The organism is Bacillus sp. 1780r2a1, assembly GCA_024134725.1.
Taxonomy (GTDB): Bacteria; Bacillota; Bacilli; order Bacillales; family Bacillaceae_H; genus Priestia; species Priestia aryabhattai_A.
This window is the reverse complement of sequence record CP099863.1, coordinates 2,552,263-2,574,936: the sequence shown is the minus strand read 5'-3', so window position 1 is coordinate 2,574,936 and position 22,674 is coordinate 2,552,263. Positions and strand designations below refer to the sequence as shown.

Annotated in this window: 24 protein-coding genes and 2 riboswitches; of the genes, 17 read left to right on the top strand and 7 right to left on the bottom strand. The window is 37.7% G+C overall.

The window, feature by feature from the left end; all coding sequences use genetic code 11:
* Positions 1 to 25: 25 nt before the first annotated feature.
* Entirely contained in the window at positions 26 to 301 is a 276-nt protein-coding gene (locus NIZ91_12850; GenBank protein USY53642.1) for an AbrB/MazE/SpoVT family DNA-binding domain-containing protein, read from the bottom strand.
* Between the two features lie 310 nt (positions 302 to 611).
* Between NIZ91_12850 and rpsN the strand changes: the two genes are divergently transcribed.
* Positions 612 to 881: a 30S ribosomal protein S14 gene (rpsN, locus tag NIZ91_12845; GenBank protein ID USY53641.1), complete on the top strand. Its 270-nt coding sequence runs from the start codon at positions 612 to 614 to the stop codon at positions 879 to 881.
* A gap of 29 nt (positions 882 to 910) precedes the next feature.
* On the opposite strand, the gene NIZ91_12840 is transcribed toward rpsN, so the two are convergent.
* Positions 911 to 3,760: an SH3 domain-containing protein gene (locus NIZ91_12840; GenBank protein USY53640.1), complete on the bottom strand. Its 2,850-nt coding sequence runs from the start codon at positions 3,758 to 3,760 to the stop codon at positions 911 to 913.
* Positions 3,761 to 4,183: 423 nt separating this feature from the next.
* On the opposite strand from NIZ91_12840, the gene NIZ91_12835 reads away from it, so the two are divergent.
* Positions 4,184 to 4,750 (top strand): GrpB family protein, encoded by a 567-nt coding sequence (locus NIZ91_12835; protein ID USY53639.1) that lies wholly within the window; start codon positions 4,184 to 4,186, stop codon positions 4,748 to 4,750.
* Positions 4,751 to 4,786: 36 nt separating this feature from the next.
* On the opposite strand, the gene NIZ91_12830 is transcribed toward NIZ91_12835, so the two are convergent.
* From NIZ91_12830 to NIZ91_12820, 3 genes are all read right to left on the bottom strand, one after another.
* Positions 4,787 to 5,470 carry a DUF4397 domain-containing protein gene (locus tag NIZ91_12830; GenBank protein USY53638.1) on the bottom strand — a complete coding sequence of 228 codons (684 nt, stop codon included), beginning with the start codon at positions 5,468 to 5,470 and terminating at the stop codon, positions 4,787 to 4,789.
* Between the two features lie 139 nt (positions 5,471 to 5,609).
* A complete protein-coding gene (locus tag NIZ91_12825; protein ID USY53637.1) occupies positions 5,610 to 5,900 on the bottom strand; it encodes a hypothetical protein in 291 nt (96 codons plus the stop codon).
* Between the two features lie 129 nt (positions 5,901 to 6,029).
* Positions 6,030 to 6,323, bottom strand: a complete 294-nt coding sequence (locus NIZ91_12820) for an antibiotic biosynthesis monooxygenase (GenBank protein ID USY53636.1) — start codon at positions 6,321 to 6,323, stop codon at positions 6,030 to 6,032.
* Positions 6,324 to 6,499: 176 nt separating this feature from the next.
* On the opposite strand from NIZ91_12820, the gene NIZ91_12815 reads away from it, so the two are divergent.
* Entirely contained in the window at positions 6,500 to 6,814 is a 315-nt protein-coding gene (locus NIZ91_12815; GenBank protein ID USY53635.1) for a metalloregulator ArsR/SmtB family transcription factor, read from the top strand.
* Between the two features lie 42 nt (positions 6,815 to 6,856).
* On the opposite strand, the gene NIZ91_12810 is transcribed toward NIZ91_12815, so the two are convergent.
* Positions 6,857 to 7,153: a CHY zinc finger protein gene (locus NIZ91_12810; protein USY57165.1), complete on the bottom strand. Its 297-nt coding sequence runs from the start codon at positions 7,151 to 7,153 to the stop codon at positions 6,857 to 6,859.
* A gap of 221 nt (positions 7,154 to 7,374) precedes the next feature.
* Between NIZ91_12810 and NIZ91_12805 the strand changes: the two genes are divergently transcribed.
* The 8 genes from NIZ91_12805 to NIZ91_12770 all read left to right on the top strand — a co-directional run bounded on the left by NIZ91_12805 (position 7,375) and on the right by NIZ91_12770 (position 15,810).
* Positions 7,375 to 8,439 carry an undecaprenyldiphospho-muramoylpentapeptide beta-N-acetylglucosaminyltransferase gene (locus NIZ91_12805; GenBank protein ID USY53634.1) on the top strand — a complete coding sequence of 355 codons (1,065 nt, stop codon included), beginning with the start codon at positions 7,375 to 7,377 and terminating at the stop codon, positions 8,437 to 8,439.
* A gap of 135 nt (positions 8,440 to 8,574) precedes the next feature.
* Positions 8,575 to 8,723: riboswitch (cyclic di-AMP (ydaO/yuaA leader) on the top strand.
* Positions 8,724 to 8,806: 83 nt separating this feature from the next.
* Positions 8,807 to 8,962 carry a hypothetical protein gene (locus NIZ91_12800; GenBank protein USY53633.1) on the top strand — a complete coding sequence of 52 codons (156 nt, stop codon included), beginning with the start codon at positions 8,807 to 8,809 and terminating at the stop codon, positions 8,960 to 8,962.
* A 2-nt stretch (positions 8,963 to 8,964) separates the two neighbouring features.
* Positions 8,965 to 9,117, top strand: a riboswitch (cyclic di-AMP (ydaO/yuaA leader).
* Between the two features lie 93 nt (positions 9,118 to 9,210).
* Positions 9,211 to 9,603: a hypothetical protein gene (locus NIZ91_12795; protein ID USY53632.1), complete on the top strand. Its 393-nt coding sequence runs from the start codon at positions 9,211 to 9,213 to the stop codon at positions 9,601 to 9,603.
* A gap of 216 nt (positions 9,604 to 9,819) precedes the next feature.
* Entirely contained in the window at positions 9,820 to 11,493 is a 1,674-nt protein-coding gene (gene kdpA, locus NIZ91_12790; GenBank protein ID USY53631.1) for a potassium-transporting ATPase subunit KdpA, read from the top strand.
* 58 nt (positions 11,494 to 11,551) lie between these two features.
* Complete coding sequence (gene kdpB, locus NIZ91_12785; protein USY57164.1) at positions 11,552 to 13,597, top strand: potassium-transporting ATPase subunit KdpB; 2,046 nt, start codon at positions 11,552 to 11,554, stop codon at positions 13,595 to 13,597.
* A 13-nt stretch (positions 13,598 to 13,610) separates the two neighbouring features.
* Positions 13,611 to 14,177, top strand: a complete 567-nt coding sequence (kdpC, locus tag NIZ91_12780; protein ID USY53630.1) for a potassium-transporting ATPase subunit KdpC — start codon at positions 13,611 to 13,613, stop codon at positions 14,175 to 14,177.
* Positions 14,178 to 14,227: 50 nt separating this feature from the next.
* Positions 14,228 to 15,373: a KdpD-like non-kinase potassium sensor gene (kdpDN, locus tag NIZ91_12775; protein ID USY53629.1), complete on the top strand. Its 1,146-nt coding sequence runs from the start codon at positions 14,228 to 14,230 to the stop codon at positions 15,371 to 15,373.
* Between the two features lie 23 nt (positions 15,374 to 15,396).
* Positions 15,397 to 15,810 (top strand): CBS domain-containing protein, encoded by a 414-nt coding sequence (locus tag NIZ91_12770; GenBank protein ID USY53628.1) that lies wholly within the window; start codon positions 15,397 to 15,399, stop codon positions 15,808 to 15,810.
* A gap of 319 nt (positions 15,811 to 16,129) precedes the next feature.
* On the opposite strand, the gene NIZ91_12765 is transcribed toward NIZ91_12770, so the two are convergent.
* Positions 16,130 to 16,792, bottom strand: a complete 663-nt coding sequence (locus tag NIZ91_12765) for a hypothetical protein (protein USY53627.1) — start codon at positions 16,790 to 16,792, stop codon at positions 16,130 to 16,132.
* A gap of 341 nt (positions 16,793 to 17,133) precedes the next feature.
* Here NIZ91_12765 and lepB point away from each other — a divergent pair, with 341 nt between their 5' ends.
* The 6 genes from lepB to NIZ91_12735 all read left to right on the top strand — a co-directional run bounded on the left by lepB (position 17,134) and on the right by NIZ91_12735 (position 22,671).
* A complete protein-coding gene (lepB, locus tag NIZ91_12760; protein ID USY53626.1) occupies positions 17,134 to 17,688 on the top strand; it encodes a signal peptidase I in 555 nt (184 codons plus the stop codon).
* An 82-nt stretch (positions 17,689 to 17,770) separates the two neighbouring features.
* A complete protein-coding gene (locus NIZ91_12755; protein USY53625.1) occupies positions 17,771 to 18,874 on the top strand; it encodes an NADH-dependent flavin oxidoreductase in 1,104 nt (367 codons plus the stop codon).
* Positions 18,875 to 19,110: 236 nt separating this feature from the next.
* Entirely contained in the window at positions 19,111 to 20,013 is a 903-nt protein-coding gene (locus NIZ91_12750; protein USY53624.1) for a sulfite exporter TauE/SafE family protein, read from the top strand.
* A 70-nt stretch (positions 20,014 to 20,083) separates the two neighbouring features.
* Entirely contained in the window at positions 20,084 to 21,301 is a 1,218-nt protein-coding gene (locus tag NIZ91_12745) for a threonine synthase (GenBank protein ID USY53623.1), read from the top strand.
* Between the two features lie 96 nt (positions 21,302 to 21,397).
* Positions 21,398 to 21,865, top strand: a complete 468-nt coding sequence (locus tag NIZ91_12740) for a hypothetical protein (GenBank protein USY53622.1) — start codon at positions 21,398 to 21,400, stop codon at positions 21,863 to 21,865.
* 359 nt (positions 21,866 to 22,224) lie between these two features.
* Positions 22,225 to 22,671, top strand: coding sequence for a hypothetical protein (locus NIZ91_12735; GenBank protein ID USY53621.1), 447 nt, complete (start codon positions 22,225 to 22,227; stop codon positions 22,669 to 22,671).
* Positions 22,672 to 22,674: the final 3 nt, after the last annotated feature.

The following is a 22,674-nucleotide window of genomic DNA, read 5'->3' as shown; positions in this document are numbered from 1 at the left end:
ACTTAGCGATTCCCTTTCAAATTAATTAAATGTTATGTTGTTTTAACTCTTCTAGTAAACGTTCCATGCCTTCACGGCTTAATGTTAGTTTTCCATCAGCAAGCGTTACGTTGTCAGATGCTACTTCTCCTGTAACTGCACAAGCTCCATTAGGCTCATATTTCTTTAGAATAATGCGATCAGTTTCTACAAAAATTTCTACAGGATCTTTTACATCTATTTCAAGTACACGTCGTAGTTCTTTAGGAATTACAATACGACCTAAATCGTCAACTTTTCTTACAATACCAGTCGATTTCATGTTTTAATCACCTTTACTTTAGAAATATTATTTTTGGAATTTCTACAAATGATTATATACTACAATTCGACAAATAAAAGCGAAGTTATCGAGATGTAAATGAACTGTAATATTATTGAAATGTTTTCTTTATCTATAAACAATACCTAAAAAATGGTAAAAATTTCAAATGCTATTTTGATAAAATAATAAGCTTTTGTGCTTGCGTTCAACCTTTATCTATGTTTTAATATTAAAACTGCTCATAAAATGCAAAATGAAAATCGTAATTATTACTATTTAACTAAAAGTGTGAAAGGATGAATATTCATTGGCTAAAAAATCAAAAGTTGTAAAAGAACATAAACGTCAACAGATGGTAGAAAAATATGCACTTCTTCGACAAGAACTAAAAGAAAAAAGAGACTATGAAGCATTACAAAAATTACCACGTGATTCATCGCCGACTCGTTTAAAGAATCGTTGCCGTGTAACAGGAAGACCGAGAGGGTATTTACGCCAATTCGGAATGTCTCGAATTACATTTCGAGAGTTAGCTTATAAAGGGCAAGTTCCTGGTGTGAAAAAAGCTAGTTGGTAAAAAAACTCTCCCTTATAGGAGAGTTTTTTTTATTTAGTCGCTGCGAAATAACGTGCAATACCTTCTGCAATACCGCGAGAAACTTGTTGCTGATATTGTTCAGTTGCAATGCGGTCTTCTTCAGTTGGGTTCGATACAAACCCAAGTTCAACGAGAACAGAGCGCTTGTTATTATGTTTTAAAACATAGAAATTAGCTTGGTGTGCACCACGATCTCTCATATTTGTATGTTGTACCATACTCTCTTGAATGTATTTTGCAAGTTCTTGATCACGGGCCGAATAGTAATAGGTTTCAATACCAGTAGCAGATGAACTTCCTGCATTATAGTGGATGCTAACGAATGCATCAGCTTCGCTTGCGTTGCTGATTTGCGTTCGCCCATCTAAAGAAATGAAGGTATCATCAGAACGAGTAAATAAAACAGTACCTCCTGCGCTTTCAACTTGTGCTGCTACCAGTTTAGCTGTTCTTAGTGCTAAGTTTTTTTCAAGCTCGTCTTGACCAACGGCTCCTGGATCATGACCACCATGACCTGGGTCAATAACAATTAGCTTCTTTTCTAAACCGGAAGTTGGGTTTGTCACTTCACCTGGTGTTGAAGGTGCTTCAGTACTCGTTAGTCCTTTTGATACCCAAGCTGTTTGAGAACTAGAATATTGAATTTGAACCCAACCATTTGACTCAGTTACTTTATTAAATGATTCCCCAGCTTGTGCTACGCGGAGAATGCTTGCACTTAAACTTGGCTGTGTACGTAAGTTAGCAGCTTTCGTAATCGTAATTTTTTCAGTTGGTTGGTTTGTTTCCGGCTGATTGGATCCTACTTGTAAATATCGATTGGCAACCCATCCAGTTTTACCATCGCTTGTTTTGATCTGCGCCCACTCACCGTTTTCTTTTATTACCGTAACCTTCGCATTGCGCGGCAAGTTGGTAACGATGGAAGCGGAAGTGCTAGCGGCAGAACGAACGTTTAAAGAGCTGGCGTTCACGGTTGCTTGTTTAGAAACGGAAGTGCCGCCATTTTCAGGAGTAGTAGCACTCACCTGCAAATATCGATTAGCCACCCATCCAGTTTTACCATCGCTTGTTTTGATCTGCGCCCACTCGCCGTTTTCTTTTATTACCGTAACCTTCGCATTGCGCGGCAAGTTGGTAACGATGGAAGCGGAAGTGCTAGCGGCAGAACGAACGTTTAAAGAGCTGGCGTTCACGGTTGCTTGTTTAGAAACGGAAGTGCCGCCATTTTCAGGAGTAGTAGCACTCACCTGTAAATATCGATTAGCCACCCATCCAGTTTTACCATCGCTTGTTTTAATCTGCGCCCACTCGCCGTTTTCTTTGATCACGGTAACCTTCGCATTGCGCGGCAAGTTGGTAATGATGGAAGCAGAAGTGCTAGCGGCAGAACGAACGTTTAAAGAGCTGGCGTTCACGGTTGCTTGTTTAGAAACGGAAGTGCCGCCATTTTCAGGAGTAGTAGCACTCACCTGTAAATATCGATTAGCCACCCATCCAGTTTTACCATCGCTTGTTTTAATCTGCGCCCACTCGCCGTTTTCTTTGATCACGGTAACCTTCGCATTGCGAGGCAAGTTGGTAATGATGGAAGCAGAAGTGCTAGCAGCAGAACGAACGTTTAAAGAGCTCGCGTTAACCGTTGCTTGTTTGGAAACGGAAGTGCCGCCACTTTCAGAAGAAGAAGTAGCTCCCATTTGTAAGTATCGATCGGCAACCCATCCAGTTTTACCATCGCTTGTTTTAATCTGCGCCCACTCGCCGTTTTCTTTGATCACGGTAACCTTCGCATTGCGAGGCAAGTTGGTAATGATGGAAGCGGAAGTGCTAGCAGCAGAACGAACGTTTAAAGAGCTCGCGTTAACCGTTGCTTGTTTGGAAACGGAAGTGCCGCCACTTTCAGAAGAAGAAGTAGCTCCCATTTGTAAGTATCGATCGGCAACCCATCCAGTTTTACCATCGCTTGTTTTAATCTGCGCCCACTCGCCGTTTTCTTTGATCACGGTAACCTTCGCATTGCGAGGCAAGTTGGTAATGATGGAAGCGGAAGTGCTAGCAGCAGAACGAACGTTTAAAGAGCTCGCGTTAACCGTTGCTTGTTTGGAAACGGAAGTGCCGCCACTTTCAGAAGAAGAAGTAGCTCCCATTTGTAAGTATCGATCGGCAACCCATCCAGTTTTACCATCGCTTGTTTTAATCTGCGCCCACTCGCCGTTTTCTTTGATCACGGTAACCTTCGCATTGCGAGGCAAGTTGGTAATGATGGAAGCGGAAGTGCTAGCAGCAGAACGAACGTTTAAAGAGCTCGCGTTAACCGTTGCTTGTTTGGAAACGGAAGTGCCGCCACTTTCAGAAGAAGAAGTAGCTCCCATTTGTAAGTATCGATCGGCAACCCATCCAGTTTTACCATCGCTTGTTTTAATCTGCGCCCACTCGCCGTTTTCTTTGATCACGGTAACCTTCGCATTGCGAGGCAAGTTGGTAATGATGGAAGCGGAAGTGCTAGCAGCAGAACGAACGTTTAAAGAGCTCGCGTTAACCGTTGCTTGTTTTGAGACAACATTTGTGGGAGAAGTGGATGATGTTTTTTTCTCTATGTATTCGCTTGATATCCAAGCGTCTTTGCCGTTAAGTTGGATTTTTGCCCATCCTTGTTGTTCTGTTAATACATTAATTGTGTTTCCTTTATACAGTTTGCCAACGATTGCACCACTTGTGCTTGGAAGTGCACGCACGTTTAATGATGTGGCATTCACAGTCGCTGGTTGAGCAGCTTCAGCTTCTAAATTAAAGAAAAGAGCCGAAGAGCTTAGAGCAGCAGTTGTACAAACTGCATACATCATGTGTTTATTATTCATTTTTTCCTCCTTGCATTCTACTAAATTTTCTTAAAAATAAAATGGATTTCAAAGCATATATCGGCAACTTAACCAAAAATTCAAGGTAAAACTATATTTCTCTTAAGTTACCTACATTATCCATGATACTATATGTCGAACAGTGGCGGTATAATGAATTTGTCCTAAACAAATGGAAGATAAAAAGGGCGATTTTTTTATCTTTAACTTTTACTTCATAAAAAAGAAGTATATATGAGCGAATATTAACAAGTAAATGGAGTATTTATTAATAATTTAGTCCACATGGCTCAGAATGAAAATAATCAGTTTTCATAAAATCTTTGAAAGAGAAAATTGTATAAAAATAATTGTTTGAAAATTATTTATTTTTAATCAATTTAATGGTAAATTATAAAGAAAGCTAAAGAGAGGTGGAGACCATTGGTTGAACTTGTGAATTACGAAACAAAATGGCCGGTCCTTTATGCATTTGAAAAAGAAAAGGTAACCTCAATGCTTAAAGACTTTTCAATTGAAGTTCATCATATCGGAAGTACAGCTGTCCCTAATATGTTGTCTTCTCCAATTATTGATGTATTAATAGGTGTTCAACGATCTGAAGATTTAAAATCAGTCATTGAAATATTGCAAAATGGCCCATATGTATATATAGAAGAAAGTAATATATTTATTGCTTTGAAGGATGAGGCTTCTTTGTCGCATTATCCAAAATATATAAAGCAAAATGACTTCTATTGCCAAATACCAAATCATATTCAGCACGCACACCTTTATGTAACAGCCATTAATTCAACGTTTTGGAATGATTGCTTACTGTTCCAAGATCAGTTAAAGCGTAGTGAAAGATTCCAGGAAGGCTATATTGAAATGAAACATAAACTTGCTTCTTCTTATTGGAATGATTCTAGTCAATATAAAGAGGGTAAGCAAGCTTATATTCAATCGTATGTTTCTTCTAAAAACTTACAGTCGGTGAATACGAAATAATAAGCCAGCGCAATTATGCGCTGGCTTATTTAATAGTTATTTTGTATCTTCTAAAATAATGGTTTCAAGTTGGTTTGCAGTATTCACGGCTAAAACCGTATAATTCTTACCGCTTTCTACTTTAGTACCTGGAAGTCCAAGTATTTCTTTGCCATCTGCGGTTGTGACACTTAGATCATAAGCACCAGGAGCAAGAGCCTGGTAGTCAGATACCGTTTTAAATTCTAAATTTGTAAACAGTGGAGCCGCTCCTTTTGGTCCAACATTAACAGCTGGAGCATCAGGTGAAAAGTGAGCAACACGAACGTTTGCTTTATCGGGCGTTCCGACCGTATTGTTGGATATTGCTTTTAGTTCTAACATATTTACTTTGTTAATAGCAGCAATCGTGTAAGACTTTCCACCTTCTACAACAAGCGTTGCTTTTACTACAGGTTCTTTTGTTCCTTTTGTACCAGCTGCATAAACTTCTACTTGATGTGATCCAGCCGGTACTTGTAAAAAGTCCGTAGCATCTTTAAATTTTACACCTTCTACAGCGGGTTTTGTATCTAAGAAGATATCCACTGCAGGCGCATCTGGAGAAGCATGTACAATGCGAACATCAGCATTCTTTGAAGGAGCTGTTTCGTTAGGCTCTTTTGTTTCAGCAGCAAATACGAGTGTGCGACTTATGGCAATCAGCATAATCGCAGTGAGTATAACTAATAGGCGTTTCATGTTCTTTCACTCCTCATTTCGTCTTAAGACAGTTGTATGTAAGGAAACTGTTCAACTATTAGCGTATACAAATTAAAAATAACTATACGAAAAGATGTACTACTTTGCTGGTAAGTAGTACATCTAGATAATGGCTATTTTAGCGATGAGGGCGTAGGAAAAACGTGCGAAATAGTGCAACAACTGCAAGCAACGTGGTTAATCCCCAAGTGAAGATATAGGCTAACCCAAGACCGATGTTTGCGTCTAAATAGTTATGTTTGGATTCGTCGTATAAAGCATAAAGCAAAGGAGCAGAACAAACAAAAAAACTAGCAAGTAGCGCAATGCTTTTCCATGGTTTAGGGCGTCTGATTGTCCAAAATAAGCATAAAAAAGCAACGAATAATAAAAGAAACGTTCCTACTTGTATTACGTTTAAAATAATCATACCGTTAATCACCTTCTTAATAATTGACTATGACTATTATAGGCATAGAACCTGGAAAAAGAAAGGAAAAAAAGCCTAAGTGATCATTCACTTAGACTTTTTGCATTGAATTGAAATCTGTACTTTTCGTCATTCGGGTTTAGAAAATGAAGTTTTTGCTTCTAAAGGAGCTACTAACACGCCATCTTTGGCAAACTGGACGAATGATACAAAGTGCGTAGATTGATTATGAGCTTGAATAGAAGCTTCATCTTTCCACTCTTCAAGCATTACAAATGAATTTTTTTCGAATGCATCTTCAAACAATTGATAGCTTACATTCCCTTCTTCTTCGGTAGAATGTTTAATTAATGTTTGAATAGCTTCTAAAAAAGCATCGCGTTTTGCAGGGTTAATTTTCATATAAGCTTGGATAGTAATCATATTTATTCCTCCTAAAATAAAAAGGTCTCTAGTAGTATTTTAAAACGTTGATGTTGTTAGTTCGAAAATCATCGAACAATCAACACTATAACACTTGAAAAGTAGCCATGCAAGCATTTAGATTTGAAGGTTCTCCCACATTGAAAAGAGGTATAAGAATGTGATACCTTTTACATATGAAAATTCCATATCAACCATCCAAATCAGAAATTCGTTTAACTTCTATCTTACATGCTTTGAGCGATCCCAATCGCTTGCGCATCGTACAGTGTTTAGGGAAAAGAAAGGAGAGTCATTGTTCTTATTATCAGACGCTTAACGTATCAAAATCAACGCTATCCCATCACTTTAAAGTACTTCGCGAAGCAGGAGTTATTAAGGTTAGAATTGAAGGAACACAGCACTTTTACTCGTTGCGAATAGAAGATTTAGAAGAGCTGTTTCCAGGATTACTACCAGCAGTTCTTCATATTAACGAAGAATTGTTATAAAAAGCTGAACAATTAGTTCAGCTTTTCTTAATGGTGGAGTAATTAGACTTCAAAATAGAGGTGAGTGTGCAAACTGCAACCTGGATTAAAATGAGCTTGGCAGTTTGGACATTGTGATTTACAGGATAAGTACTCAGTAACAGTTAACTCATTATGACATACCCCGCATATAATGGCTTTGGTATCAAACAGCTTTTTTGGCCAAACTTTAGCTGAGTGATCTGCTGTTTCTTCGTGACATTTATGACAAGGATAGTAGTCTTTGCAACAATAAAATTTTATTGCAATAATATCTTTATCGGAATGATAATGAACACAACGCGTTTCTTGGTCAATCATTTTTCCTTTAACGTTCTTAATGAAAACCACGCCCTTTTTGAAAACTAAACATGTTGATTGTATCATAAATTTCCGCATCGTTTATATTTTAAACAGTATATATAGATATAAGGTGTTATAATGGATGAGTTAAGCCTGTATCTTTTATATAAAGGCAAGGAATTTTTCAATGAATAGAAAATTAAAAATGACTGAAATGCAGTGTAAAGAGAGGAAATAAGATGAGTAAGAATGTAATCGTATTTACTGGTGGCGGAACGGCTGGTCACGTTACCCCAAATATCGCTATTATGAAAGAGCTAGATAAAGAAAAGTGGGATATTCACTATGTAGGCTCTCATAATGGGATTGAAAAAGAATTAATTACAAACTTAAATATTCCGTACTACCCAATTTCCAGTGGAAAACTTCGTCGATATGTAGATATGGAAAATGTAAAAGATGTTTTTCGAGTAGTTAAGGGAGTAGGAGATGCAAGACGGATTTTAAAGAAGCTAAGGCCATCGCTTGTATTCTCTAAAGGTGGATTTGTAACCGTACCTGTTATCATGGCGGCTAAGTCCCTTAATATTCCTGTATTTATTCACGAGAGTGACTTAACGCCGGGACTGGCAAACAAAATTGCTCAGCGTTTTGCGACAAAAATCTTTACATCATTTGATGAAGCAGCTGCTTATTTCCCGAAAGAAAAAGTTCAGGTTGTGGGCTCGCCAATTCGTCGAGAATTATTTCATGGAAAAGCAAACAACGGTCAAAGTTGGCTTCGTTTTTATGATAAAAAGCCGGTTCTGACAATTATGGGTGGAAGCTTAGGTGCGCGAAAAATCAATGAAGTTGTTCGTGAATCGCTGCCTGAACTTCAGAGGAAATTTCAAATTGTGCACCTGTGTGGAAAAGGAAACGTTGATGAGAGTTTAATGAATATTCCGAGCTACCGCCAGTTGGAGTATGTGAACGAAGAGTTGCCTGATGTATTAGCTGCAACTGATTATGTCATTACGCGCGGAGGATCTAATGCTATTTTCGAATTTCTAGCCCTTCATAAGCCAATGATGATTATTCCTTTATCTAAAGCTCAAAGTAGAGGAGATCAAATTTTGAATGCAAAAGCCTTTCAAAAGAAAGGTTACTGCACGGTTCTAGAAGAAGAGGAAATTACAAAAGAAACATTTTTACAAGAATTAGAACTTCTTCAAAAACAAGCAAGTGAAATGAAGCGTACAATGCGTGAAGCGACAAAAACAGACGCTATCTCTGTCTTAGTGAAAGAGATAAATAGCATTTAAAAAAAAGCCATGATTCTATCGTTGAATCATGGCTTTTTTGTTATGTTTGTATAATAAAAAAGATGGAAAAAATACGTAAAAAAAAGTGTTGACAGTAAATTTTAACAGGAGTAAGATTACTCTCATGAAACGTTCCACCAGTGAACGCTGAACCTTTGCTAGTTCAAGCATAGTAAGCAAAGGACGGAGGAACCAATTTATTGGGGTGAATCTCTTTTTCGAGTAGGGTTATTTCCAGATCCGAATCCGACAGCTAACTTCGTAAGCGTATGGGGAAAGGAAGGTGCATTTGTGGTCGTTTTCTATGACAATAGCAGCTAACAATACTTTTTTCCTGAACGAAATTCAGTGGGAGAGGAGTAAACCAATGCAGCTATCTAAGCCTATGATTCAGTTAATTGAACACCGTGCTCAGTATGAGCAGGATTCATTTGAGAAAGCGAATCGCTGTGTGGCACAGCTAACGCATCAGCATTTTTGTTCAATTATTGAAAATGAAAAGCGTTTATCTCTACGAAAATAGTAAATAACTATTCGCTTAATCTGCTTTATAGAGCGGGGGAACCAACTTTGTTCGGCAATGATGCCGTCCTTGGGGTGAGTCTCTTTTTTAAAGAGTAGGGTTACTTCCATAACCCGAATCCGACAGCTAACCTCGTAAGCGTTTTGGGAGTAAAAAATTCGTGTCTACCACGGCTTATTTGTCGTGCAAAAACCACGGAAGAGCTCCCTCTTCCGTGGTTTTTTATTTGTGGAAAAGAAGGGATGCTAGTGGAAACGAAGCAAATTATCGTTTGTATTCAAAGAGAAGAGCAAGTTTTGATGCTATCAGCTTTTCGTAATCAGCACCGCTTTGTTGTGTTAACGGAAAATGAGTCGGTGAGGGAAGATGCTTTGTTGCTAACGGACTCAGAAGTGATTTTTTTATCTAATATAAACAATGAAATCGCGCCTTTAGCCCAGGTAGATAAAGTAATTATTTGGGAAGAAGACATTGGGCGGTTATCAAGGATGATTGAAACAATTCAGCTTACTACTGGAGCTCCAATTATTTTGGTTACCCAGAATTCAAATTATTCAACGCGGTTTTTTCAGCTGCTAGGAGTGAAGTACGTTATTTATTCAAGAAGTCCTAAAGCGGCATTTTTACTAATAGAAGAGTAAGGAAGTGTACGTATGGATGTGCTAATGATCGGCAGTTTAGTTGGCTTATCACTGATAATGATAGGAATTATCAAGTGGTCTGAAAAGACCCTTGAAAAAAAGGAGGAGAAGCGGTAAATGTCCATGGTTTTATTGGGGATTTCACTACTTATTTTCTTATATTTACTTTATGTCTTAATGAACCCAGATGAATTTTAATAGTGGAGGAGTTTTTCAGTGAATACAATATTATTTACCATAGTACTGCTTTTATTATTAGTAGCGGCTGTCGCTAAGCCAGTCGGAGTGTACATTGCAAAAGTGTTTTCTAATGAACCAAATGCTGCAGGTCGAATGTTTATGCCAATAGACAGATTGCTGTATAAGGTAATTGGAATTCAACCTAAAGATCAAACATGGAAGGAATATGCAATTTCATTGTTGTTTGTTAATACGTTTATGATTTTAGTCGTATATACAGTGTTTCGAACACAAGCATGGCTGCCTTTAAATCCAAGTGCTCTTGAAAACATGGATCCAGCTTTAGCGTTTAATACAGCAATTAGTTTTATGACCAATACCAATCTTCAGCATTACAGCGGAGAATCAGGGCTTTCATATTTCTCACAAATGGTTGCTATTTTGTTTATGATGTTTGCAGCTCCAGCTAGTGCACTTTCAGTAGCAATTGCATTTATGAGAGGAATGACAGGTAAGAGTATTGGTAACTTTTTCACGGACTTTATTAAAAGTATCACGCACGTATTATTACCCGTAGCAGTTGTGGCAGGAATTATATTTGTGCTGCTAGGTGTACCACAAACTTTAGATCCTACAGTAACTGCAACAACTTTAGAAGGTGAAAAGCAAGAAATTGCAAGAGGACCCGTAGCAGCTTTTCTATCAATTAAAGAGTTTGGAAATAACGGAGGCGGATTTTTCGGCGTAAACTCTGCTCATCCATTTGAAAACCCAAATGGTCTCAGCAATATGCTGCAAATTGTTTTAATGCTGCTTTTACCAGTTTCTTTACCGTTTACGTATAGTAGGATGATTGGTAATAAAAGAGAAGGTAGAATGCTGTTTGCTTCAATGAGTTTGTTATTTGTGGTGTTCTTATCAATAGCGCTTATCAGTGAACAGCAAGGTAATCCAGCCTTTAATGATTTTACATTGAATAGCGAAAATGGATATCTGGAAGGAAAAGAAGTTCGTTTTGGGGTGGAAATGTCAACGCTTTATGCCATTGTGACAACAGCTAGTGAAACAGGAGCAGTCAATACTATGCATGATACTTTGACACCTATCAGTGGAATGCTAGCGTTAAGTAATATGCTTCTTAATACCGTATACGGTGGTGTTGGAGCAGGGTTCATTAACGTAATGATGTATGTATTAATCGCTGTTTTTTTATCGGGTCTAATGGTAGGACGCACACCTGAATACGTCGGCAAAAAGATTGAAGGCAAAGAAATGAAGCTTATCGCGGTTACGTTAATTTTACAGCCATTATTAATTTTAGGATTCACAGCGGTTGCGCTAACAACTAAATTAGGATTAGACGGAATATCCAACCCAGGGTTCCATGGTTTAACTCAGGTCTTGTATGAATATACATCATCCGCTGCGAATAATGGTTCTGGGTTTGAAGGTCTAGGTGATGCCACTGTTTTTTGGAATATTTCTACGGGTCTTGTTATGTATATTGGAAGGTTTTTTGGGCTCATTACGCTGTTGGCTGTTGCTAGTTCGTTGTCTCAAAAACAGCTCGTTCCACAAACATCAGGAACATTTAAAACAGATACACCTCTTTTTGGTGGAATCTTAATTGGAACGATGTTTGTTGTTGGCGCATTGACATTTTTTCCAGTATTGGTATTAGGACCAGTAGCAGAGTTTTTAACGTTATAACAAAAAGTGGAGGAAAGACATGAATAAGCATATCGGATCAAGTCAAACTCAGTTAGAAATGAATTCATCGACAGTAAAAGTAGAAAAAGATTATAAGAATCCCATTATAATTAAAGCATTAAAGGAATCTTTTGTCAAATTAGATCCTCGTATAATGATAAAAAATCCTATTATGTTTGTGGTTGAAATCGGTTTTTTTATTACGTTATGCTTAACCATTGTCCCAACTGCTTCTGGAGTAGATACGGTTGGAAAGGGGTTTAACTTAGGCGTTTCTATCATTTTATTTTTAACCATTTTGTTTGCTAATTTTGCGGAAGCACTAGCTGAAGGACGAGGTAAAGCTCAGGCTAATTCGTTGAAGCAGTCCAAAGAAGATGTTATTGCACACGTGTTGCAAAAAAATGGAGATATTAAGCAAGTTCCTGCTTCTCAGCTGACAAAAGGAGATATTGTGGTGATTTCACAGGGAGAAATGGTTCCTTTAGATGGAGAAATCATTAAGGGAATGGCTTCAGTAGACGAGTCGGCCATCACAGGAGAATCAGCTCCTGTGATGAAAGAAGCAGGTGGAGACTTTAGTTCTGTTACGGGAGGAACAACCATTGTAAGTGATGAGATTACCGTTCGAATTACGTGTGATCCTGGAGAATCGTTTCTCGATAAAATGATTTCATTAGTTGAGGGAGCTTCGCGTCAAAAAACACCGAATGAAATTGCATTAAATACAGTTTTGACAAGCTTAACGATGATTTTTTTAATTGTTGTGGTTACTCTGCCTGTTTTTACAAACTACTTAGGTTTTAAATTGGATACAGCCATTCTAATTTCCTTGCTAGTTTGTTTAATTCCAACTACGATTGGCGGTCTTTTATCAGCTATTGGAATTGCTGGAATGGATCGAGTAACACAGTTTAATGTAATAGCTATGTCTGGAAAAGCTGTAGAAGCAGCTGGGGATATTAATACAATTATTTTAGACAAAACCGGTACCATTACCTTTGGAAACCGAATGGCACATGAGCTACAAACGGTAGAAAAAGTGGAGAAACAAGAGCTATATAAGTGGGCGTTTCTTTCTTCTCTTTATGATGAAACACCTGAGGGTCGATCTGTTATTGAATTTATTAAAAAGCAAGGAGAACCAACTATTACAGAAGATGTAAGACAAGGAGTGTTTATTGAGTTTCAAGCGCAAACGAGAATAAGCGGTCTGAACTTAGAGGATGGAACGCTTATCCGAAAGGGTGCTGTGGATGCTGTGATTTCTTGGGTGGCGAGCCAAGGAGGAAGCATACCGCTTGACTTAGAACAAAAAGCCAATCACATCGCTAGTCAAGGAGGAACCCCTCTAGCGGTCGCTGTCAACAATAAAATCTATGGTTTAATTTACTTAAAAGATACTGTAAAACCAGGAATGAAAGAACGGTTTGACCAGCTTCGTAAAATGGGAATTAAAACTGTTATGTGTACAGGGGATAACCCACTCACTGCAGCAACAATTGCAAAAGAAGCAGGTGTGGATGAATTTATTGCTGAGTGTAAGCCAGAAGATAAAATCGATGTTATTAGATATGAGCAGGAACAAGGAAAGCTTGTAGCGATGACTGGTGACGGAACAAACGATGCGCCTGCGCTTGCTCAAGCTGACGTTGGTCTAGCGATGAATAGCGGAACAGCAGCGGCCAAAGAAGCTGCTAATATGATTGATTTAGACTCCGATCCAACAAAAATTATTGAAGTTGTATCGATTGGAAAGCAGCTCTTAATGACAAGGGGAGCTTTGACTACATTTAGTATTGCAAATGATATTGCTAAGTACTTCGCAATTATTCCTGCAATGTTTACGATTGCAATACCTAAAATGGAAGCGTTAAACATTATGAATTTGAGTTCACCGATTACAGCAGTATTAGCGGCATTAATCTTTAATGCAGTTATTATTCCTATGTTAATCCCACTAGCAATGAAAGGAATACGCTATCAGCCCATGAGTTCAAATGCTCTTCTTCGCAAAAATCTATTTATTTATGGTCTAGGTGGGGTCGTGGTACCTTTTATCGGCATTAAAGTAATTGATTTATTACTGTCAATTTTCATGTAGAGGAGCTATAAAGATGAATAGTAAAAAGACAAGCTGGTTTGTAATCATTCGTTTAACGGTCGTTACAATGATTTTATGTGGACTTATTTACCCGTTGACAATGACTGGTTTAGCACAAGTGATTGCGCCTGGAAAAGCGAATGGTAGCCTAATTTATTCGGAGGATAAAAAAATCGTAGGTTCAAGCATGATTGGTCAATCCTTTACAGAGAAGAAGTATTTTCACGGTCGTATATCGAGCATTGAATATAATGGAGCGGGATCGGGTTCTTTAAATCTTGCTCCTTCCAACAAGGAGTTAACAAAGCGCGTTGAACAATCAATCAGTGATTGGAAAAGGTCAAATAGCGTTCCAGAGAGTGGAATTCCAATCGACCTTGTGACAAACTCAGCTTCTGGATTAGATCCGCATATTACTCCGGAAGCTGCCTATGCTCAGGTAGAGCGTATTGCTAAAGAAACGAATGTTTCCAAACAGAAGTTAACGAACTTAATTAATGAGAATATAGTGGGCGGTACAATCCAACCTCAGTATGTAAATGTACTGGAGCTAAATATGGCATTACAGGACATGAAATAATAAATAAACACTTTTTCGAGAAGGCCTGTATATGGAAAGGAGCTTACAAGATGAAAGATGACAAAGCTCACCCCTACTTTAGAAAGAAAACACCAGATGAACTTTTAAAGGAGTTTCATTATAAGCAGCTAGGAGAGTTTAAGCTTTATATTGGAGCAGCTCCTGGTGTAGGTAAAACGTATAAGATGCTACAGGATGCCCATGATTTACAGCAGGAAGGACTAGATGTTGTTATAGGTTACATCGAAACACATGGACGAACAGATACGGAGCGAATGATTGGAAATCTAGAAATCATTCCGAGACAAAAGATTGTATACAAAAAGAGAACATTTCATGAGCTTGATTTATTAGCCATTATTCGTCGTAAGCCTCAAGTTGTGATTGTGGATGAATTAGCTCATACAAATGTTCCGAATATGCCTCATAAAAAGCGATTTCAAGACGTTTTGTATTTAATAGAGCGTGGAATTTCTGTTTGGTCAGCTGTAAATATTCAGCATATTGAAAGCTTAAATGATTTTGTGTATAACGTTACAAAAGTCAAAGTGAATGAACTAGTTCCTGATCCCATCATTCATAGAGCAAAAGAGATTCAGCTGGTTGATGTCACACCAGAAGTTCTTCGAAAACGATTGAAAGAAGGAAAAATCTATAGAGAAGCAAAAATTGAACAAAGTTTGCAAAATTTTTTTAAACTATCTAATTTACATGCACTTCGTGAGCTATGCTTAAGGGAAGTAGCTGCTGAAATAGACCAGCAGCTGCTTCATTCTCATGAAATTGGAATAACGGGTATCTGTGAACGTATTTTAGTTTGTATTCAATATAGTGAAACAGCAGAGAAATTAATTAGGAGAGGCTGGCGGATGGCTAATCGCTTAAAGGCAGAACTGCTGTTGTTGCATGTTGTTTCAAACGAACAGTTGACGGAAGAGCAAAAAAAGCGTATCGAGGATTGGGGTAAGTTTGCAGCTACATTTCAGGCAAAACTTATTGTTGAACAAGCTAACGGAAGGAAGCCAGCTCGAGTTATTGTGGATGTGGCGACTAAAAATCATATTACACAAGTTTTATTAGGACAATCAGCGAGGACGCGTTGGGAAGAAATACGCAAAGGATCGATTGTGACAATGATTATGCGTCAAACAGAAAACATCGATATTCATATTGTATCGGATGGAAAAAGGCGATAGCAACTCATAAAGGAGAGCTAAAATTGAACGTTGCATTTTTTATCATTCCAAAAGTTGAAGTAGTAACATTATTAGAAACGGCTACGGTTCGACAAGTGTTAGAAAAAATGGAGTACCATCGCTATTCATGTGTACCGGTAATTAATAAAAGCGGTCAATATATAGGTACCATTACAGAAGGAGACGTGCTTTGGGGATTAAAAAAACTAGGACATATAAGTGTTCATGAATTAGAGCATGTCTACTTGGAACAGATACCGCGTTATAGAGATTATAAGCCTATTTCTATAAACGATGAGATAGAAGATATATTTGGGCAAGTAACAGAACAGAATTTTATACCGATTATTGATGATCAAGGTGTATTTATTGGAATTGTAAGAAGGAGAGAAGTGATTGAATACTGTTCGCGACTCATGCTAAGAGCACAAGTGTAAGAAAAGAATTTTATGTAAACAGACTGAGAAGCATATTTTAGTTAATGAAATATCCGAGCTATGAAGATTATCTCTTTTTATGGTTCGGCTTTTTTGTTCATTTGGAGAATGATTCAAGAAATTCGTGTAATGAATCGTCGAACACTAAGGTTTTTGGGGAACTAGAGGAAGAGCTGAGACGCTACAGCGAGGAGGCTTAGGCTCTTCTTCGAAGAAAAGTGAGACCCTGTAGTGGAATAAACGTAATTTTACCTCTAATGATAATAGAAACGCAATGACTTGCCTGTGGAAAGGAATCATTGCGTTGTCTCCTACCTTTTTATTTTACGACAATTGTTTCTTTTTTCTTTTTTCCTTCTTTTTCCCATGTTACTTCAATCATAGCAAACGTAATATCTTCTGTTACTTGGCTGCTGTCTTTTACGTCATAAGCTTTAAGGTTATTACTTAATACCGTATCAACAGAAAGCAGTTGTTCAGCATTTTCTTTTTGAATAGGTTGCACGGTAGTATAGCTTTTAACTTCGCCTTCTTCTTTTAGAAATTCTACTTTGCCACGCCAGTGTGCAGTTTTTCCTGCTAACGTTTTAAGAGGCTTATCTACTTTTTTAGCGGTTGATTTATGGTCATTAGCGTGAATGAAAGACAAGATATTATCGCGCATTAACGTCATGGAATAGTTGTGATAAAAATCTTTATCAATTTCCCCTTTTTCAAGAGCTAAATCAAGCTGAGAAAATTGCTTATCTGCTAAAAATAATAAAAGTTCCTGTTCGTTAATATCCCGTTTTTCAGCCATTTGAGCAATCGTAACTCCGCTTTTCCACTCCTTTTTAAATTCCTTACTATTTATATGTAAAAACTCTCTTAGTTCACTGTAGTTATAACGATACTGAAATCGTGGTTCTTCAGCAGCCCATGAGGGAGAAGTATAGATGAACAGCAGCATTAATATTGTTCCAAAAAGGATGAATTTTCTCATAGTAATCACTCCTTTCATCAGATTGTTTGTTATTGGTTAGCTTTTAACAGATGTACTAAATTATGCATTATTCTTTACTTATCACCTCATTAGGCAATATGATGAAGTATGATAAAAAAGTGACAATTTGATAAAGAATATGTAAAAGCTAGTCTCTATTAGCTTCATGATGATATAATAAGAGGTGTAAAGACGTAACTTGCGTAATGGAAACCTCTAATATTAAATTAGGGGTTATTTTTTTTAATATGTGGGTGTAGTCTTTCTATCATGTAATGAGAATAAATGTGTAAAGAAGAAAATAATAAATAAATGAATGTTTTAATAAAGGAGTTTAAAACATGGCTACTGAAAAGACGACAAGTGATCAGCTAAGAAGTCTGTTTAAGTCCTTAGTCTGCATAGTTGCACTCATATATATCATTCGTACATTTATATTTGGTCCATATATAGTCCAGGGAGCTTCAATGAACCCGACGCTAGAAAATGGAGAACGATTATTTGTTAACAAGCTGTCCTACGCCATTCATAACTTGCAACGTGGCGATATTATTATTGTTGATGGAAGTGGAGCAGCTAAACATTATGTAAAACGAGTTGTTGGGTTACCTGGAGAGAAAATCGAGATGAAAGATGATCAATTATACATCAATGATAAGAAAGTGAAAGAACCGTATTTAGAGCGAAATTTACAAGCAGCTCAATACTTGCAAATGCAGTTAACAGGAGATTTTGGCCCAATTAAGATTCCTAAAGATTCAATTTTTGTAATGGGCGATAATCGATTATATAGCAAAGATAGTCGAAATGGATTAGGGAATGTTAATATTAATGACATAGTGGGAAAAGCGGAGTTTGTCTTTTATCCTATTCAGGACGTAAGGAACGTTTATTAAATAACGTTCCTTTTTTATGTGATAAATCGTTATAAAGGATTGAAATAAAAGCCAAGCTAAAAGAAAAAAGGGTGTGAAACCTTTGAACGCCTCATATGAGAAATTATTTAAACATTTTAAGTTTGTACATGGAATGGAAATGAAAAATCGCCTTGTTATGGGGCCTCTATTTACTCAGAGTTCTCATGGGAATGGAGAGCTGTCTGAAAAAGATATGGCTTTTTATCGAGAACGAATCAAGGACATTAGCATGGTAATAGTGGGGCCTGCTTATATAGAAGAAGGCGGAAAAGTAATGGATGGTCAACTAGGAATTCACAGAGATTATGTAGCAAGAAAGCTACACGAATTTACAGCTATGGCAAAAAGAATGAAGGTTAAAACCATTTTGCGTATTTCTCATGGTGGCGCTTTGTCAGCTGAGTATTTAAAAGTTGGAGAGGAAGCAGTTGCTCCTAGTAGGGTAGCAGTTCGTAGGAAAGGAAAAAAGCCAAAAGAATTAAATGAAACCCAAATGGATCATACGTTACATGCGTTTGCCCGTGCAACCGAGCGTGCCATTCAAGCAGGATTTGATGGGGTTGAAATTGAAGGAGGGAGCGGACACCTTTTACAGCAGTTTACTTCAAAGCAAGCGAATCATCGTAAAGATAATTTTGGAGGAACAGCGGAACATCGTCTATCTTTTTCCATTGAAGTCCTTCGTACGGTCTCAAAAGTTATTAAAAGCGCTACTAATAGACCTTTTTTGCTTGGCTATGCAATGACTCCAGAAGAAAAAGGGTACGGAGGCAATACAGTGGATGATACCATGAAATGGATTGATCAGTTAATTGAAGAACAAGTTGACTATGTTCATTTAGAAGTTCAATCTTTCCATGCTAAAACAGCCCACCATAAAGAAGGTGAAGCTGAAGTTGTGCCGGCAATCATTAAACATGTAAATCAACGTATTCCCATTATCAGCGGCGGTAACTTGTTTACACCTCTACAAGTAGAGGAAGCAATTAGAGAAAAGTTATCCATGGTAACGATTCAACAAGCTTTAAATCTGGATCCTCACTGGGTTGAAAAAGTAAGAAGAAGCGAAGAGCCATTCTATGGAAAGCTTCCTATAGTAGAAGAGATTGAAGCTTATCAAAAAGTAGATAGTAACGAAGTTGAAGATTTACTGGAGGAACTTTAAAGCGGCTAGTATTTATGATTTTTTAAAATCGCAGTTGACTTCTAGGAATAGTTTGAATTAAAATGAAACCATCTCATCAAAGCTGAATATAATGTAGCTATCAATGAGTGGGCTGATCGGAAAAACCGAAGGCTTCTAACAATAGGTTAGGAGTCTTTTTTTGTTACTCAAAAACAAAAAAGACTTTAACAGTAAAAGAAAACAATTTATCTTCATGGAAGGGCAAGGGAATAAAAATGAAAAAATTACTTACGTTTGTAATTATCGGATTTTTCGCTCAATTAATTGATGGTTCGTTAGGAATGGCTTACGGAGTTACTTCAACAACTTTATTATTAACGTTTGGAATCGCACCTGCGGTCGCATCTGCATCCGTTCATTTAGCGGAGGTAGTAACCACTGCTGCATCAGGAGCTTCACATATTAGGTTTGGAAATGTCGATAAGACAACCGTATTACGCTTAGTAATTCCCGGGTCAATTGGAGCGTTTGTTGGAGCTTGCTTTTTAAGCAACATACCAGGTGATTTGGTAAAACCTTATATATCTACCTTTTTACTGCTACTAGGGGTTTACGTTTTAATACGGTTTCTATTTATCTTTAAAACAAGTGAAGAAAGGGAAGCAAAGCCATTATCTGCAAAACAGTCAATTCCTCTGGGCTTAATAGCAGGATTCGCTGATGCTACTGGGGGAGGCGGATGGGGACCAATCGCTACTCCGGTTTTGCTAACAAAACGTGGATTAAGTGCTCGTAAAGTTATCGGTACAGTGGACACGAGTGAGTTTGCTATTGCGGTTTCAGCTACTTTAGGATTTTTAATTTCGCTTGGATGGGAACAAGTGAACTGGATGTGGGTAGCTGCTTTAATGATTGGTGGAATTATTGCAGCTCCAATTGCAGCTTGGCTTGTAAGGATTATTCCTGCACATTTACTAGGGGCTCTGGTAGGTGGCTTTATTATCTTGACTAATACACGTACTCTCCTAATGTCTAGCTCTGTTTCCACTCTTATGCAAACAGCTATCTATGCGTTTATTTTAATTGTTTGGGCTGCTTCCATTACGCTAGCACTAAGAAGAGGACAAAAAGAAAAAAGAGAAGCAGGAAACCTTTCAAATAAAGTGGTAAATAGTTAAAGGGGACAGTTCCTATCATGTATAGGAACTGCATGTATCTCTTGCTTTATAAAAGAAAGGAGCTATTTATATGCCGTTTAGCTATGTAGAATCATTATATTGTCCAAAATGCCAAAAAAAGTATGATGCATTGCAAGTACATCAGCTTTGCATATGCGGTTCGCCACTTTTAGTTTCATATGATTTGCAAGCAATAAAAGATCGTGTAACAAAAGAAGAAATTGAAAAACGTCCTCCAACTTTGTGGCGCTATCACGAAGTTTTACCGATTCAAGATGAATGTAATGTTGTATCTTTAGGCGAAGGCATGACGCCTTTAATTGAAATGCAAAAGCTGGGCAGTCGTTTAGGAGTAGAAAAGCTACATATGAAGGATGAAGGGCTTGTTCCAACGGGATCATTTAAAGCTAGAGGAGCAGCTGTTGGAGTTTCAAAAGCGAAAGAGCTTGGAGTTAAAGAACTGGCAATGCCCACAAACGGAAATGCAGGGGCAGCGTGGGCATTATATGCCACAAGAGCATCAATTAAGTCACATATCGTTATGCCTGTTGACGCACCGCTAATTACAAGAAAAGAGTGTGCAATTGCAGGAGCTAACCTGTATTTAGTTGACGGTTTAATTAGCGATGCAGGTAAAATTATTAGTCAGCTCGTGAACGAAGCGGGAATTTATGATGCTTCAACGCTTAAAGAGCCTTATCGGATTGAAGGAAAGAAAACGATGGGGTATGAAATTGTCGAACAGTTGGATTGGAAGCTACCCGATGTTATTCTATACCCTACAGGTGGAGGCGTGGGTCTAATTGGTATTTATAAGGCCATCTGTGAAATGCAGGAGCTTGGTTGGGTAGAAGGGAAAATGCCAAAGCTTGTTGCGGTACAAGCAGCTGGATGTGCACCGATTGTGAAGGCTTGGGAGACTGGTGAAAAAGAGTCGGTTTTCTGGGAGAAATCAACAACAAAAGCATTTGGGATTAACGTCCCAAAAGCTATTGGAGACTTCTTAGTTCTAGACGCACTGTATGAGTCAGAGGGATGTGCCGTTGCCGTAACGGATGCAGAAATTACAAAGGAACAGTCTTTAATAGCTGAACTAGAAGGAGCTTTCGTTTGTCCAGAAGGAGCAGCAACTTTTGCAGCAGTTAGGCAGCTAAAAGCGAACGGTTGGCTAAAAGGAATGGAGCACGTAGTGTGCTTAAACACTGGGCAAGGAATAAAATACCCAGAGAGTGTAGAAGAGCATGTAGAAGTTTTACAACCTAGTGAGCGAATTTCGTTTATCAGATAATGCTTGATTTAGTGTTGCTATGGTACAATAGGGATAAAAATGACCGAATGAAGATTACATAATCTGCATTGGAATATAAAGGTGTGAAAGAAGTTCGTGGTTTATTTTATTCTAGTACTTATAGCAGCAATTGAAATTATCGTTTTAGGAATTAATCGATCTGTATTTGCCAATATTCCATTGGTAGAGTTTTATATTGTCCCTCTTATAATCGTAATAGCAGTAGCTATTTTGCTGTCAAGACGACCAAATCGAATGATGCGAATAGCTAGACAAGGCTTCTTTACTGCTGCCATTATTGTATTAGTGTTTGTACCAGTTATTTATACAAACAATCTTCCACTTTATAGTTACAAAGAAGCAAAAGATATACTTGCCCAGCGAGAGCAGCTTCTTCTATCTCAATTCATGGAAGGGGATAAAGTGTATGAAGCAAGCGGTCCACAGAATTCTCAAAGGAGACACTATTTACTAACCGTTGCGCGTGGAGAGCAAGTGTTAAAGTATGCTTTTGACCCTTTTAGCGGAGGCTTTGAACTAATATCTAGAGGCGACAAACAATAAAAAAAGACTAGCTTTTTTAGCTAGTCTTTTTTAGTTGAATGTGCGAATTCCACAAACCCTGTAACAAAGTTTTGTGGAATTCGAATGAGCACTTCTGTTCGCAATAGGAAGTTTTACCCTTTTTTCTATTACAGAATTTGTTATTATTAGGTAGGAGCTGTTAGGCTATGTAGCCACTACTCTGTTAGTACGAGGTGCAGAAGAAATGGTCAGGTTAAAATCAATGGTTTCTAGTCGGTTCAGCTAACTGAATCGATATTTTTTTGAAGAAATGTTGTTAAAAATTTGAAACCTTCATATTAATATCTCGTATATAATGATGTAATGTCACAAAAATGTCACAAATGGAGGTGGAAAAGATGAAGAGTTTATTAGAATACCGCTTATTAAAATCAAATGAAACATATCATTCAATCTATCATTATGAATCTATTGACCTAGATCAAGTGCTCGCTCGAAGAGAATGTGAATTTTTCGTAAAAGAAGGTGTTACCTATAAGCAGCGTTCTTCTGCTATTGAAGATGACATTCATGTAATCTATGTTGATGAGTATGAGCACGCTCCTAAAGAAGAGAAGGAAAGTGATAGCGAATACTTAACGCTTGAAGTTAGAGAACTGAATTCATATCGTAATCACCCGTTGCTTACACTAAAATCCTTCTCAAACCATCTAGAAGTGCTCTCGTATCTAGGGGCTGTTTATACTTATTTCAACGGTCAAGAATGGGAACGTGATTCAGCGGAGATTGATGAAGATCGAAAAGTATATGTACTATATGTCACTGAAACAGGAGTTAAGTATTGAGGA

Coding starts and splice junctions, on each gene's coding strand:
- kdpB (USY57164.1), top strand. CDS start 11,552: ATGAATTCATCGACAGTAAAAGTAGAAAAAGATTATAAGAATCCCATT.
- NIZ91_12810 (USY57165.1), bottom strand. CDS start 7,153: ATGATTGACCAAGAAACGCGTTGTGTTCATTATCATTCCGATAAAGAT.
- NIZ91_12765 (USY53627.1), bottom strand. CDS start 16,792: ATGAGAAAATTCATCCTTTTTGGAACAATATTAATGCTGCTGTTCATC.
- lepB (USY53626.1), top strand. CDS start 17,134: ATGGCTACTGAAAAGACGACAAGTGATCAGCTAAGAAGTCTGTTTAAG.
- NIZ91_12735 (USY53621.1), top strand. CDS start 22,225: ATGAAGAGTTTATTAGAATACCGCTTATTAAAATCAAATGAAACATAT.
- NIZ91_12800 (USY53633.1), top strand. CDS start 8,807: ATGCAGCTATCTAAGCCTATGATTCAGTTAATTGAACACCGTGCTCAG.
- kdpC (USY53630.1), top strand. CDS start 13,611: ATGAATAGTAAAAAGACAAGCTGGTTTGTAATCATTCGTTTAACGGTC.
- NIZ91_12745 (USY53623.1), top strand. CDS start 20,084: ATGCCGTTTAGCTATGTAGAATCATTATATTGTCCAAAATGCCAAAAA.
- NIZ91_12820 (USY53636.1), bottom strand. CDS start 6,323: ATGATTACTATCCAAGCTTATATGAAAATTAACCCTGCAAAACGCGAT.
- kdpDN (USY53629.1), top strand. CDS start 14,228: ATGAAAGATGACAAAGCTCACCCCTACTTTAGAAAGAAAACACCAGAT.
- NIZ91_12815 (USY53635.1), top strand. CDS start 6,500: ATGAAAATTCCATATCAACCATCCAAATCAGAAATTCGTTTAACTTCT.
- NIZ91_12825 (USY53637.1), bottom strand. CDS start 5,900: ATGATTATTTTAAACGTAATACAAGTAGGAACGTTTCTTTTATTATTC.
- NIZ91_12830 (USY53638.1), bottom strand. CDS start 5,470: ATGAAACGCCTATTAGTTATACTCACTGCGATTATGCTGATTGCCATA.
- NIZ91_12750 (USY53624.1), top strand. CDS start 19,111: ATGAAAAAATTACTTACGTTTGTAATTATCGGATTTTTCGCTCAATTA.
- NIZ91_12840 (USY53640.1), bottom strand. CDS start 3,760: ATGAATAATAAACACATGATGTATGCAGTTTGTACAACTGCTGCTCTA.
- NIZ91_12850 (USY53642.1), bottom strand. CDS start 301: ATGAAATCGACTGGTATTGTAAGAAAAGTTGACGATTTAGGTCGTATT.
- NIZ91_12805 (USY53634.1), top strand. CDS start 7,375: ATGAGTAAGAATGTAATCGTATTTACTGGTGGCGGAACGGCTGGTCAC.